This is a genomic window from Serratia sp. CoH_134_PS_4 (assembly GCF_058190535.1).
In genome coordinates this window covers 1-13246 of sequence record NZ_JBXWKI010000001.1, presented here as the reverse complement: position 1 = coordinate 13246, position 13246 = coordinate 1, and the positions used below count along the sequence as shown (strand labels likewise).

Genomic DNA, 13246 nt, shown 5'->3' with positions numbered 1-13246 from the left:
GCAACCTGAACCATTGAGGGTATAGGTCTGGATAAACCGGCGCTGTCGCCGGCTCAAATCGCGCGTTTAACCTGCTCGTCCAGCAGTTGAGGAATAATATCGGCCAGTTGCGGCGAAAGTTTACGTCTTTTTACTGCGCGGGATGGGGGTTGGCATAAACTGCAAACAAAACTGTTCAACGGCTGGTGTGCGTGAGTAATAAAAGTACCGCCACAGCAGTTACATGCGGAAAGCTGCAGCATGCCACTGTCGACGAAACGTACCAATGTCCAGGCACGGGTCAGTGCCAACAACGGCGCCTCACCCGGTTGATAAGGACACTGTTCCAGGTAAAGACGGTAGGCTTTAATCACAGCCTCGACGCCGGTACAGTGCCCACTCTTCATCAAGAAGCTATAAGCGTTATAAAACATCGATGAATGGATGTTCTGTTCCCAGGTCATAAACCAGTCAGTCGAGAACGGCAACATACCTTTTGGCGGCGGGCTGCCGCGCAATTCCTTATAGAGCTTGATCAAACGCCCGCGGCTGAGCTGAGTTTCACTTTCCAGCATCTGCAAGCGGGCGCCCAGCGTAATCAGCTCCATAGCAAGCTGAATGTCCTTGGCTTCCTGAACGATACTTTTCTCTGCCATCATCAAGCTCTTTTCTTCGTTACACTACCGTCTTTACTCGATAGTTCTTGCAGTAAATGGCTTGATAGCAAAATGCCCGTATGGATTTGCTGCAGATCGTCCACGCGTGACTCTTTCGTCAGGCGTTCAATCGTATTGTGATCGTTAAAACGGAAGTGACAGACCAACTGGTTAGTCTCAGCCAGTTTGACCATTTGCGGTAACGTGAGTTGAGCAAGCGCGTCAGCCATAGTTTCATCAATACCCAGGCGGAACATCGCCGAGGCTTTTTCATCATTAATCAGACGCTGTGCTAAAAGTAAATATGACAGGTTGATGTCATAAATATGCTTAAGTAATTCAGACGTACCCATATTCCCCATCCCGACAGACTATGTTTAAAAACATACGCTGGGTGATAATTTTTATCGCCCGTGACCTGGGTTTGTTCCCGAAGTTGGCAAATGAATCTCTGAATAACAGTCGTTATAAATTTTTTCACATCACTAAATTCGGACCATCATTCAGTATTTGATACGTGCGTAAACCAACGTGTATGGATGTACAGCATTTTGCTTCAGCAGTGTTTAGCCACCGTGAAACTATTTTTACAAAATTAATAAGATTATTCCTAATGCAGCGCAACTCTACCCCCGAACCATTAGCACACACAATGTAAGTAAGCGGCAATTTTAAATACAATGTGATCTAAATCACAAAAATAAAAAATATTTAAGCCAAATATCACGTAGTCAGTACGTTTTTTAACCTTGTTTTTGCTCAAAAAACAACCATAAGTAAAAAAACGTCTTAAAAACAATGTATATAAGCCAAAAAAATATCTTTTTTAGATCAATTCGAACAAAAGCATTACCAAACTAAAATAACAGAACAAAAATCTGTTCGTAGGCGATAAAGACAGTATAAATAACCGTTTAATAAACAATAAACTATCCGCATTGAAAAATAACGCATGTAAACTATAAGGTTATTAGGTTTCGGATTTGACTTAAACTTTGCCGTATTCGCTGTTTTAATTTTCAACGAATGCTCACGTTCGGTTAACAAGGTCTCACCTACGTTGTGAACAAGAAAACAGACGTAACGATATGTTTCTGGACAAACTGAGTAAAAACGGCAGGTTCTTGAAGATTTTTGACTGAAGTATCCCATAACGATTTATCGGCAGGGTTAATTAAAACTTTAATAATTTATCGTTACTGCTTAAAAATAGTTAAATCTCATCAAATACCGACATTCCAATTAAAACCGCCCTGCTTGATTCACCGCCCTTATAAAATAAAACATAGTTTCGTTTTATTTTATGTACTGATTTCATTATACCTCACGGATTTCACATCACGGACAGCAGAGCATACGCTCATCCCCAGGTAGGGTTGAGTATCATATTCATTGTGGAAATTTATTCGTCACCTGCCATTGCTGAAAGAGCGGATCTTCCGAAAAGCCGAATGTACCCAGCGGAGCAAGACAAGGCTCCGGTGCCCACATAAACCCGCGCCGTCGCCCTCAAAACCTTAGCCAACGCCGTTGCCGGTAGGTGCTGGCAGCGCCATCCAGCCCTGCGATCCGGATTCATGTGCCTGAGACTTTCCTTATTTAGCAGTTTGATCAGCAGGATGGCATTGCCGATAGCGCACAGGCATATTATTATTCTGAGGCAGGATCGCCTGCGAACAGCCAATTATTACCGTATTGCAATTTATTTATTTGAAATTAATTTTTCAGGTCGCACATCACATTTTTGCTGCTGTCATGATGACAGGGTGATGTTTCTTCGTCCGGCTACAACTATTAACAGGCTATATTTTAATCATGACTGATACCCTGGATTACCTGATGACATTCCGTAAATGCACCAGCTTGGACAGCGTAGAAAAAGTGTACGATAAGCTTAACTATTCTATTGATAATGATATTGAAATCAGCAATATGTATCGTGCTGCGGATCACCGTCGCGCCGAGTTGGTTGCGGGTAAACTGTTCGATTTGGGTAAGGTGCCAAAAACGCTGTGGGCGCAAGTGCTATAATTGCCCTTAATTACTCACGCGTGCCCTTTATCTTTTATTGCTAAATAACGGCAATAACCCGGGATTTATTGACGCGCGTGATACAAAACACATTTATTAACGTCACCAGGCTCTACCCTTTGCCCTAAGAACAGGAAACAGGAGTGGAAGATGGGATATCAAAACGTTTTGGTTACCGTCGCGGTGGCGGCAGACAGCCACCGCCTGGTTGAAAAAGCCGTCTCTATCGTGCGGCCCTACAACGGTAAAATCACCCTGCTTAGCATGATCGCCAATCCAGAAATCTACAATAACTTCGCTGGGCCGATGCTGGGGGATTTGCGTGCATTGATGGAGGAAGAAACGCTGCTGTTTATGGAGGAATTGCGCCTGCGGGCCGATTATCCGATTGCCGATACGTTAATCGTACACGGCGAGTTGGGTGACAGCCTGAGCTACGCCAGTCGACAACAGACGTTTGATCTGGTGGTATGCGGCAATCACAGTGACAGCATGATGAACAAAGTCTCTTGTTCTGCGGCGCGCTTTATCAATACCAGCCACATAGACGTACTGATCATCCCTCTTTAACGCTGAGCACATTAGGCTATTCGCCCTTCATGATGATTGGCTAGACTTAGGTTCCCTGTCCGCATAAGGAGCTTCTGATGTCTCAGTCTATGCACCAAAACCGCCGTTTTTTGCTGGCCTCACGCCCACACGGTGAACCTACCGCTGACAATTTCCGTCTGGAAACCGTCCCCACGCCGCAGCCCGCTGCGGGCCAGGTACTGTTACGCACCGTTTATCTGTCACTTGATCCCTATATGCGCGGTCGCATGAGCGATGCCCCCTCTTATGCTCCCCCCGTGCAGATCGGTGAAGCCATGGTCGGCGGCACGGTATCACGCGTTGTCACGTCACAACACCCCGACTTCAAACCCGGCGACTGGGTATTAGGCTATGACGGTTGGCAGGATTACGCGCTGTCCGACGGCAGCGACTTGCGCAACCTTGGCCCCCACCTAGCTCACCCGACACGTCTGCTAGGCGTATTGGGCATGCCTGGCTTTACGGCTTATATGGGGTTGACAGAGATTGGCCAACCGAAACCCGGTGAAACCCTGGTGGTCGCAGCGGCCAGCGGCGCCGTGGGATCGGTGGTCGGGCAAGTCGCAAAACTGAAAGGGTGCCGCGTCGTCGGCGTCGCAGGCGGTAAAGAGAAATGTCGGTATGTCGTGGAGGAGCTGGGCTTCGATGCCTGTATCGATCACCGGGCACCTGACTTTGCTGCACAGTTGGCCGCCGCTTGCCCACAGGGCATCGATATTTATTACGAGAACGTCGGTGGCGCCGTGTTCGATGCCGTGATTCCGCTGCTGAACACCCAGGCACGTATTCCTGTCTGCGGCATTATCGCCCACTATAACGCAACCAACTTGCCTGCTGGGCCCGATCGCCTGCCGATGTTGCAAGGGCTGATTTTGCGTAAGCGCATCCGCATGCAAGGTTTTATTATTTTTGATGACTTTGCAGAAGGTTTTGACGAATTCCTGCGGCAAATGAGCGAGTGGATTGAGCAAGGGAAAATCAAATTCCGCGAAGACCTGGTTGACGGACTTGAGAATGCACCACAGGCATTTATCGGTCTGTTACAAGGCAAGAACTTCGGCAAGTTAGTGATCCGCGTAGGCGAGGACTAACCTCAGACAGGGCGCAGTCTTAGGATGCGCCCTCATATTGCCTTAATGCACTGCACCGCCAGTCATCGATAAGTCCTCTCCGACAGTCAATGTGGTATGCACAATACTGCGCACCGCCTCGATCATGGTCGCTAATGCCATACTCGGTTTGCCGGGGTGATTCACCGCCAGCTCATGGCTATAAGGGATGTGGATAAACCCTCCTTTTATTGCCAGATTCTGCTGAGCGATGTGGTGACTCAAACCATAAAAGAGCTGATTACAGTTATAGGTACCCGCTGTCTGTGACACCCCTGCCGGAATCCCTCGTTGGCGCAGATGATGCACGATCGCTTTTACCGGCAGCGTGGAGAAATAGCCCACCGGCCCGCCGTCTACTATGGGTATATCTATGGGTTGGTTGCCGGCATTATCAGGAATACGGGCGTCGATCAGGTTGACGGCTACCCGCTCAACGGATATTTCGGCTCGTCCGCCGGCCAGCCCAAGACAGATCACCGCCTTTGGGCGCACGCTGTCGATAGCCGACATCAACTGCTGATTGGACAGCCCCAACACGCACGCCAATTGGCAGACGACCACCTCAGCACCGGCGATCCGTTCCCCCGCCAAAGCCTGTGCAACCTGCCATGACGGATTAATCAGATCCCCATCAAACGGCTCAATGCCGGTCACCAATACCCTCTCCATCATCACACCTTATGTTGTTATTGAATCAGCGTGCTCTCAGCCTAAACAACGCGGTATGATTCTGGAAATGGATTATCTGTATATAGAGTATTCATAAAATGAATTTATCCAGCATCGATCTCAATCTTCTGGTGGTGTTTGAAGCGTTGTACCAAACGCGCAATGTCACCGCGGCAGGCCGCACTCTGAACCGCGCCCAGCCTTCCGTCAGCAATGCCCTGACCCGGCTGCGGACCCTGTTTGGCGACCCGCTATTCGTCCGCAGTGGCGGCAGCATGATGCCAACCGCACGTGCCCACCAGTTGATGCCGCAAATACGCCCCGTACTGGAGCAAATCCGTCATGCGTTGACGCCGCCGACCCACTTCGATCCCGCCACGGCAAACCAGCGCCGCTTTAGGTTAGCCGCCGGCGACTATGCCGATATCACGCTGTTGCCGCTCATCATAAGCCGACTGCGCCAGGACGCCCCCGGCATTGATATTCGCGTTTCGCGGCTGGATCGCCGCACGATAGTGCAGCAACTTGAGCGCGGAGAAATAGACGTAGCCCTGGGTGGGCATCTCAACGCGGAGGAAGGCATGCTGGTGCAACCGTTGTTTAACGAGAGCTTCGTCTGTATTGCCAACCAACAGCACCCGCAGTTGGCCGCCGGACACTGGGGCTTGCGAGAATACCTCACCTTACCCCACGCACTTTACGCGCCGTCGGATGACGGATCTGCACGTGGGATCATAGACCGGCGGCTGGCTGACATGGGGTTGGAGCGGCGGGTTGCAGCGACGTTCTCTCATATTATCGCGTTGCCTGCGGTCGTCGCCGGCAGCGATCTGATCGCCACCCTTGCGTGCAGCGTCGCCAGACGCTTTTCCGATCCTGAAAAGGTCTGTTTCTTGCCACTGCCCTCGGAACTGGCAGTGGCTGAATTTTCTATCGATTTGATCGCGGGCCGGCAGGCCAAGCGAGATCCTGCGCTGGCCTGGCTCTGTAATACCATCGCCCAGTTAAACGTGGGTGACATCCTGATTTAACCCCAGTACACCGGGTTTAGGCCCTACATTTTCTGCACCGTCTGATAAATATCAAGGTCAAAATAGCCATCGGCCTCACAGTCGTTGAGGTAATGCTCGTAACACACGCCTGCGGTGGGCTTGTAGCCACTGGCCGGCAGTTCTCGCTGATAGAAATCTGCCCAGGCTTTGCCAAAATCGCCATCGGTGATCTGCACGTGATAGATCCCGTATAACCCGGCAGGCAGCGTTTGCAGTGCGAATCCGTCATGAATCGGCGTTGGTAGCACAAAGTCATCCGGCACGGTAAACACCACGTCGGCCCGCAGTTGTTCAGGCGCGACCACCGACGGATCGTCCCAATACAACACCAGCCATTTGCCTATCGGGACCCCATGTTGCCGTTGCCAGGCCACCAGCTGTTTGACGCCCTGGGGAACGGTTTCCGGGTAAGGCCCAACGACCCGCACGCCAGCCACTTTTTCTGCCCGTTTATCTTCAATTCTTAACGTCATTACCCGCACCTGACACCCTGTTGAGCTCAACCTACGCGCCAATTTCGGTGCGCACATCCAGTAACTCAGGGAAGAAAGTCAATTCCAACGCCTTTTTCAGGAAGCTGACGCCGCTTGAGCCGCCGGTGCCCATTTTGAAACCGATGATACGTTCCACCGTCTTCATATGTCGGAAACGCCACAGGTGGAAGCTTTCTTCTATATCTACCAGCTTCTCCGCCATTTCATAGGCTTCCCAATACTTTTGCGGGTTGTCATAGATCTCTTTAAACGCAGGCAGCAGATTTGGATTGCGCTGATAAGGTTGTGTCCAGTCACGTTCGATACACGCTTGCGGAATAGGCAGGCCATGACGTGACAGATAGAGCAAATATTCATCGTATAGGCTTGGCGCCTCGAGGATCGCCTTCAGCGCAGCGTGTTTTTCCGCGTCGTTACTGAACACTGCCAGCATTGCCGCATTCTTATTGCCCAGTAAAAACTCGATGGACCGGTATTGGTGAGACTGGAAACCGGAAGAGTTGCCCAGCACGTCGCGGAACTCAACGTATTCCGACGGCGTCAGGGTTTCCAACACCGCCCACTGCTCAAACAACAGACGCTGGATCTGCTTAACCCGCGCCAGGATCTTGAAGCAATGGCTGAGCTTGTCCTGCTGCACCAAGGTTCGTGCCGCTTGCAGCTCGTGCAGCATCAATTTCATCCACAGTTCAGAGGTCTGGTGCTGCACCACAAAGAGCATCTCATCATGATGCTGCGGGTTGGACAGCGGGTGCTGACAGTCCAGCAGTTGGTCCAGGCACAGGTAGTCGCCGTAACTCATGCGTTTGGAAAAGTCGGTGACAATCGCGCTTTCTAATTCCCGTTTGTTCATCTGTTCTCTCCGCTGCGCCCACGACCGGAAGCGGTGTGTAGCGTGCTGCAACCAGAAAACAATAGTACATCCCCCCTCGCTCCGAATGACTATAAACGAGAGTTGCCTCGCAGTTTTTAACCTTGGGGAGACGGCTTTCATCCCTGCGAGGGCTTTCTGTTTATCCGCTGAGCAAATTGCCCCCGCACGGCTTATCGGCGGGGTTTCATCAGTGAATCATGCACATGAAAATCCTTTTTTAGTCCCGTCCCGGTGACGGTTGAATAGCCTCCCGACGCCGTACCATGAAAGACCTTTCGAAGGTGATCACCGTTTCACCTGTGGATTTGATCCCCCGCGTTTCCACCGTGATGATGCCGTTATTGGGCTGAGACTTTGAGGGACGTTTCGCCAGGATTTTGCTGGTTGCATAGAGTGTGTCGCCGACAAAAAGCGGATCTTTTAACCGTACTTTATCCCACCCGAGGTTGGCGACTGCCCGGGCAGACAATGCCTGTACCGTCATACCGCTGACCAGAGCCAACGTAATGCTGCTGTTCACCAGAACGCGGCCATATTCGGCCTGGGCGCTGTAAACCTGATCGAAATGCAAGGGGTGCTGGTTCATCGTCAGTAGGGTCAACCAGGTGTTATCAGCCTCGCTGAGAGTACGGCCAGGCCAATGTTTGATCGTCATGCCAGGATCGAAATCCTCGTAATCGCCACCCTGTTCTTCCACATATTCATTGTCGCCAATCCGTTTTAACATGCCGTTTTCTCCCTGGATTCGTAAAGCGCGATCGCCGCCGCCGTGTCTTCAATAGCCAGCCCCACACTGCGAAATAGCGTGGTCTGCCCTTTATTAGCCGCAACCTCGCCAAGAATCAGCGCGCCAAGTTCATGAAGCTGCTCCGGTTGGATATACCCTTGCGTGAGCGCTGTGCGCACTTCCCCCGCGTCCTCCTGCGCGGCAGAGGCGGTTTCCACCACCACCAACGCCGTTTTCAGCAATTCGGGATCCACTTCCATCGCCTCTTCGTGGGTACCACCGATAATATTCAGATGTGCGCCTGGCGCGACCCAATCGGCGGCAATCAACGGCTCGCAAGAAGACGTGGACGTGGTCGTGCAGATAATCTCGGCGCCCTGCACTGTGTCGAACAAGGTCTGACAGATGACAACCTCCGCCGTCGTTACCGTTCTGGCCCACTGTGCGAACGCCTCGGTTCTGGCCTTTGTGCGGGAATAAATCCGCACTCGGGTAATCGGACGCACGGCAAGCATCGCCAGCAGGGTTGCCCGAGCCTGCACACCTGCCCCCAAAATGGCCAGATCAGCGGCCCGCGCAGGCGCACACAACTGGGTTGCCAAACCTGCAACCGCGCTGGTTCTCACGGCGGTTAAGGCGGCGCCGTCGAGTAACGCCAGCATCTGACCGGTATTGATGTCCGTCAGCACCACCACGCCGTGAATGAGCGGAAGCCCCTGCATGGAATTGCCGGGCGTCAGCGTGGTTATCTTGACACTGGCAACACCGCGTTTAATCCAGCCCGCGGGGCTGATTAACATTTCGGAGGGGCCATGGTTCAATAACGTTCGCGACGGCGATTGCGCTTTCCCGCCGCGTAAATCCTGGAAGACCTCGCTCAGGTTGGCCATCACATGCCGAAGTGGGGTATTTCCAGACATGTCGTCTTCGTTGATGATTTGCATCGTCACATGGCCACCCGCTTCAATTCGGCCACCACCTCAACGATAAGGTCTTCTTGTCCGGCAACGGCTTGGCGTTTCCCCAGTTCGAAGAAAACATCTCGCGGATCGACCCCTGCGCTACCTGCATGGTTGATGACCGGGTTTTTGAACCCCGAGAACACGCCCGCCAGGCCGCTGACGATGCCCAGGGAGTCGATCATCGGCGGAGTCACCATTAACTCGCGGGCAGCCAGTTCGGCAGCATCAAGGAAGCGATAAAGATCTATGCCTGTTTTAAACGCCAGACGCTCTAACACCGGCACCAAAACTTCAAGTTGGGTATTCCCCGCTCCAGCGCCGAATCCCCGTGCGCAACCATCAATAAGGGTGGCGCCAGCTTGTGCAGCAGCCACCGAGTTAGCCACCGCCATCCCCAAATTGTTGTGCCCGTGGAAAATCAGCGGCACATCGACCTGCATTCGCATCGCCGTGATGCGCGCAGTCACATCCTGTGGCAAAAGACTGCCAGCCGAATCCATGATGCCGACAGCCTGAGCGCCGTACCTCACTAACTGCTCGGCCTGCGCAGCCAGTTCCTCAGGCGTTGCCATGTGACTCATCATCAACACTGCGTGTGCCTCCGCCCCTTGCTCACGCAACCATCCCACATGGCGTTCGGCAAGAGTCGCTTCCGTACAATGGGTGCCGATGCGGACCACGTCTGTGCCAAGGGTAAGGGCTTTTGACAAGTCAGCGATGGTTCCCCAACCGGGCAGCATAAACACCCCCATCCTGGTGTTCGTCAATGACTCACGCACGATAGCCAGCATCGCATCATCACTCAATGCGGCACGCCCCACCTGATAGGAAGAAGCGCCAAGCCCATTACCGTGGCCAACCTCGACAATCGAAACACCCGTTTTATTGACCGCGGTCGCGTAGTCTCGCAGCTGATCCGCCGTGAGTTGGTGCTTGACCGCATGCTGTCCATCGCGCAGGGTTGAATCGTTAATTAGGATAGCCATTTGCACCCTCCATTTTGTTTCGATAAGCGGCGTACTGTTCTGCAACCAAAATGGCGGCTGAATTGATCAGATCCAGATTCCCTGCGTATTCGGGCATCACACGGCTACTGGCGACCACCTCCAGAGAAATCGACACGCGCCCTTCGGTGACCTTGCACGCTGTCAACGTATAGCCCACGGAGAATTCACGCACCGCCGCAGCCGCAGCGGTGACGACAGGCGTGATCTGTTCCGTTGTCGCGCCCGGGATATCGGCAAAAATCGTGACTCTGAACATGGCAGGCGGTGCCGCTGGGCTGATGTTGAGGATTGCCTTGGTGTTTGCCACGCCGGTGAAGGCGCTGAGTGCAATCTGCGTTGTTTCCACATATTCATCGATGTTGATTCGGGTTGCTCGCCCGAGAATGTCACTGGCAACCGTCGCAACCACTTCAATATCGTTCATGACGAAGTGCTGGCTAAGCGCATGCAAGATAGGTATCGATGCCTGCCCACCACAGCTGATTAAGCTGACATTGCGATCGGTCAGTGCGTCAGTTCCCGTCACTGTCGGTACGATCATTTTCCCTACATGGCTGGGTGTTAAGTCGATCAATAACGTGCCTAGCGGGCGTAACAGTTCCCAATGTTTTACATGTGACATCGCGTTAGTCGCGTCGAACACCACATCGAAGGGTTTTGGCGCTGCCAAAATGGCGTCAATGCCGCCAGCGCTGGTCGGGCAGCCCAAGCGGGCCGCAATGTCAAGACCGGCTGAATCCTTGTTACGCCCTGCGAGCAGTTGGCAAGTAAGCAAGGGTGAACGGTGAATCTTATTGACCAGATCCATGCCGATGGCGCCGGTCCCGATAACGGCAACGGAAAGCGTCATGGGTTGCTCCTGTCGAAACGCGCAGCCCACGCCTTGCCTAATCCCAGCGTTGTCCGGGCCATACGGGCAAAAGGTGGCCCCACCATGTGTCCATCCAGCAGGGCAATTCCCCCTTCGGCTGCCTGGACGGCATCGGTGATACGACGTGCGATCAATAACGCTTCTTCATTAGGCCGCAGCGCAGTATTGATCAACTCAAGTTCGCTAGGATGCACGGTGGCTTTGCCGTGAAAACCCAGATCTTTGGCGCTTTGAATTTCCTGAGCCAATACCTGGGGTTCAGAAAGACGATAATTGGCGGTATCATTACAACCAATGCCATGTCTGGCGCTCGCCAACACCATCGCCTGGCGAGCCGCCAACATCCCGGACCAGGTAATCTGAACGCCAAGGGTGGCGGCCAAATCTGCTGAACCAAAAATCAATCCGTCAGCCACCGAGGCCACGTTATCAAGATCGGTAATGGCTTCTACGGTCTCTATGGTCAGATAAATTTCTGGGTACTTGCCCGCGGAAGCGAACGTCTCACGTAGAAAAATGACTTCGGCAGGCGACCTGACCATGGACATGACGATAAAACCCGGTGTCGTGCTGCCGCTGCAAAGCATGACCATGTCATGCAACGCATCAATCGTACCCAGTGCGTTGATGCGCACGGCAATATTTGCAGATGCGGGGGCATTATCGAGGGCGGTACGGCAGATCACCCGTCCTTCGGCTTTGGCTGGGCCGGGAACGGAATCCTCCAAATCGATCAAATGAACATCGGCATCATAAGACAGCGCCTTAACGACACGGTTAAGTGATAAGGCCGGCGTGTACAGAATGCTGCGGGGAATAGCGCGTGCGGTATCCGTCATTGAGGTGCCCTCACATCAGCCAGAATCTTGCACAAACGGCGAATTTGATCTTCTGTTTGCCCGGCACGCATCATGACCCGCAAACCCGCGGTGCCTTTAGCGACAATAGGGAAAAATACCGGTGAGACGTAAAAACCGGCCTCTATTACGCGACGCCCTTCGCTGATCACCGTCTCATCACTCATCGGCACCAAACGGATCGGGTAAGTATTACCGCTTTGCTCTGTCGGTATCAGTGAGTCAAAAAGCGCAATGTTGTCGTACAGTTTCTTCTGCAACATCGGTAATTCAGCCGTTCGGTGAATGTCTGCCGAGGCCAGGCTGGCACCGATCGCTGCCGTATTGAGATTTTGTGAATAGTTGAGCCCACCGCCAAAACGTTCAACCAGGCGTAGCATCCTCTGGGAATAACCGTTGAGCAGTATGGCCGCACCGCTGGTGCCAAAAGCTTTGTTGAGCGTGACCACCATAATGGTGTTCTCATTCAGCGCCGGGCTGTGCGAACGAACATAGCCAATCCCGCGCTCACCATAGGCCGAGATAGAGTGGGAATCATCGTAAAACACCATCAGGCCATATTTGTCTTGCAGCTCGGCCAGCGCTTTGACCGGCGCATATCCCCCCAGGCTATCGCTGCCGTCAACCACGTAGCAGACCCGTTCGTATTTCTTGCAGCAGTCTTTGATAAAGTCGAGATCATGGTAATTGCAGGTGACAACCTCGGTTTCATCGGCACAGGCAGGTTTAGCCGCCGCTAACGACACATGAGCATGCTTATCGAAGATCATTAAAGGCCGCACACCGTTACCCAAATGCCCTGACGCAATCAAAGGGAGTAAACCACCGCTGATGCTGCTCGCTGAGACACCGCTGAGAACATCGGCCTTGAACAACTCACCCAGGGATTCTTCCAACGCCTTCAAGACAGGAAGCTGGACTCGGCTACGCGCGATACAGTGATCCAGCACGCCATAACGACGAATAGCATCGATAGCCCCCTCGATGACCTTCGGGTGGGAGTCCAGATTCAGGTAAGAACAACAGCTAAAGTTAATAAACTGATGGCCACTTTGGGTCGACAGAAGGTCATTGTCGAGCCCGGCGATGATCCCCGCGAGCCCATTGTTCTCTGACATATCCCAGAAAGGGTTACCAATACCGATAGCTTTGTCATTGTTGCGAAACTGGTTAGTTGGGACAATTCTCTTACGGCTGGTCATCGAGTACCTTCCTTCTTGGTAGGTTCGGGTTGATAGTTGTAGATGCCTTTGAACTTGCGATAGGCGGCGGTGTAGAGTGCGGAATGGCTTTGTTGAATAAATCGAACTTTTGCTGAGTTGAAGGATCAGATCACGTATCTTCCCGACAACGCAGACCGTTCC

At 52.6% G+C, this 13246-nt stretch carries 15 protein-coding genes; 4 read left to right on the top strand and 11 right to left on the bottom strand.

The window, feature by feature from the left end:
• Positions 1-53: 53 nt before the first annotated feature.
• Positions 54-638 carry a flagellar transcriptional regulator FlhC gene (gene flhC, locus AC2FCQ_RS00075; RefSeq protein ID WP_209635605.1) on the bottom strand — a complete coding sequence of 195 codons (585 nt, stop codon included), beginning with the start codon at positions 636-638 and terminating at the stop codon, positions 54-56.
• On the bottom strand, positions 638-988 hold the full coding sequence (gene flhD / locus AC2FCQ_RS00070) for a flagellar transcriptional regulator FlhD (RefSeq protein ID WP_209635607.1): 351 nt from the start codon (positions 986-988) through the stop codon (positions 638-640). The genes flhC and flhD overlap by 1 nt, the downstream gene beginning before the upstream one ends.
• 1462 nt (positions 989-2450) lie before the next feature.
• Here flhD and ydgT point away from each other — a divergent pair.
• The 3 genes from ydgT (at position 2451) to AC2FCQ_RS00055 (ending at position 4348) form a co-directional block, all read left to right on the top strand.
• Positions 2451-2666, top strand: coding sequence for a transcription modulator YdgT (gene ydgT / locus AC2FCQ_RS00065; protein WP_012145712.1), 216 nt, complete (start codon positions 2451-2453; stop codon positions 2664-2666).
• A gap of 150 nt (positions 2667-2816) precedes the next feature.
• The gene (gene uspC / locus AC2FCQ_RS00060; protein WP_209635609.1) at positions 2817-3236 is read left to right on the top strand and encodes a universal stress protein UspC; all 420 of its coding nucleotides are present in this window, start codon (positions 2817-2819) and stop codon (positions 3234-3236) included.
• A 77-nt stretch (positions 3237-3313) separates the two neighbouring features.
• Entirely contained in the window at positions 3314-4348 is a 1035-nt protein-coding gene (locus AC2FCQ_RS00055) for an NADPH-dependent curcumin/dihydrocurcumin reductase (protein WP_209635611.1), read from the top strand.
• Between the two features lie 42 nt (positions 4349-4390).
• Here the strand turns inward: AC2FCQ_RS00055 and pcp are convergent, their stop codons facing one another.
• A complete protein-coding gene (gene pcp, locus AC2FCQ_RS00050) occupies positions 4391-5038 on the bottom strand; it encodes a pyroglutamyl-peptidase I (protein ID WP_490308131.1) in 648 nt (215 codons plus the stop codon).
• 98 nt (positions 5039-5136) lie between these two features.
• On the opposite strand from pcp, the gene AC2FCQ_RS00045 reads away from it, so the two are divergent.
• Positions 5137-6069, top strand: a complete 933-nt coding sequence (locus AC2FCQ_RS00045; protein WP_490308130.1) for a LysR family transcriptional regulator — start codon at positions 5137-5139, stop codon at positions 6067-6069.
• A gap of 23 nt (positions 6070-6092) precedes the next feature.
• Here the strand turns inward: AC2FCQ_RS00045 and sbmC are convergent, their stop codons facing one another.
• The 8 genes from sbmC to AC2FCQ_RS00005 form a co-directional block, all read right to left on the bottom strand.
• Positions 6093-6563: a DNA gyrase inhibitor SbmC gene (gene sbmC, locus AC2FCQ_RS00040; RefSeq protein ID WP_209635617.1), complete on the bottom strand. Its 471-nt coding sequence runs from the start codon at positions 6561-6563 to the stop codon at positions 6093-6095.
• 31 nt (positions 6564-6594) lie between these two features.
• On the bottom strand, positions 6595-7437 hold the full coding sequence (kynA, locus tag AC2FCQ_RS00035; RefSeq protein ID WP_209635619.1) for a tryptophan 2,3-dioxygenase: 843 nt from the start codon (positions 7435-7437) through the stop codon (positions 6595-6597).
• Positions 7438-7675: 238 nt separating this feature from the next.
• On the bottom strand, positions 7676-8185 hold the full coding sequence (locus AC2FCQ_RS00030) for a MaoC family dehydratase (protein ID WP_209635621.1): 510 nt from the start codon (positions 8183-8185) through the stop codon (positions 7676-7678).
• Positions 8179-9105 carry an ornithine cyclodeaminase family protein gene (locus tag AC2FCQ_RS00025; protein ID WP_490326111.1) on the bottom strand — a complete coding sequence of 309 codons (927 nt, stop codon included), beginning with the start codon at positions 9103-9105 and terminating at the stop codon, positions 8179-8181. The genes AC2FCQ_RS00030 and AC2FCQ_RS00025 overlap by 7 nt, the downstream gene beginning before the upstream one ends.
• Before the next feature lie 26 nt (positions 9106-9131).
• Positions 9132-10133, bottom strand: coding sequence for a 4-hydroxy-2-oxovalerate aldolase (gene dmpG / locus AC2FCQ_RS00020; RefSeq protein ID WP_209635625.1), 1002 nt, complete (start codon positions 10131-10133; stop codon positions 9132-9134).
• The gene (locus AC2FCQ_RS00015; RefSeq protein WP_490308129.1) at positions 10117-11004 is read right to left on the bottom strand and encodes an acetylating acetaldehyde dehydrogenase; all 888 of its coding nucleotides are present in this window, start codon (positions 11002-11004) and stop codon (positions 10117-10119) included. The genes dmpG and AC2FCQ_RS00015 overlap by 17 nt, the downstream gene beginning before the upstream one ends.
• The gene (locus AC2FCQ_RS00010) at positions 11001-11864 is read right to left on the bottom strand and encodes an HpcH/HpaI aldolase/citrate lyase family protein (protein WP_490308128.1); all 864 of its coding nucleotides are present in this window, start codon (positions 11862-11864) and stop codon (positions 11001-11003) included. The genes AC2FCQ_RS00015 and AC2FCQ_RS00010 overlap by 4 nt, the downstream gene beginning before the upstream one ends.
• On the bottom strand, positions 11861-13084 hold the full coding sequence (locus AC2FCQ_RS00005) for an 8-amino-7-oxononanoate synthase family protein (protein ID WP_490308127.1): 1224 nt from the start codon (positions 13082-13084) through the stop codon (positions 11861-11863). The genes AC2FCQ_RS00010 and AC2FCQ_RS00005 overlap by 4 nt, the downstream gene beginning before the upstream one ends.
• Between the last annotated feature and the right edge of the window lie 162 nt (positions 13085-13246).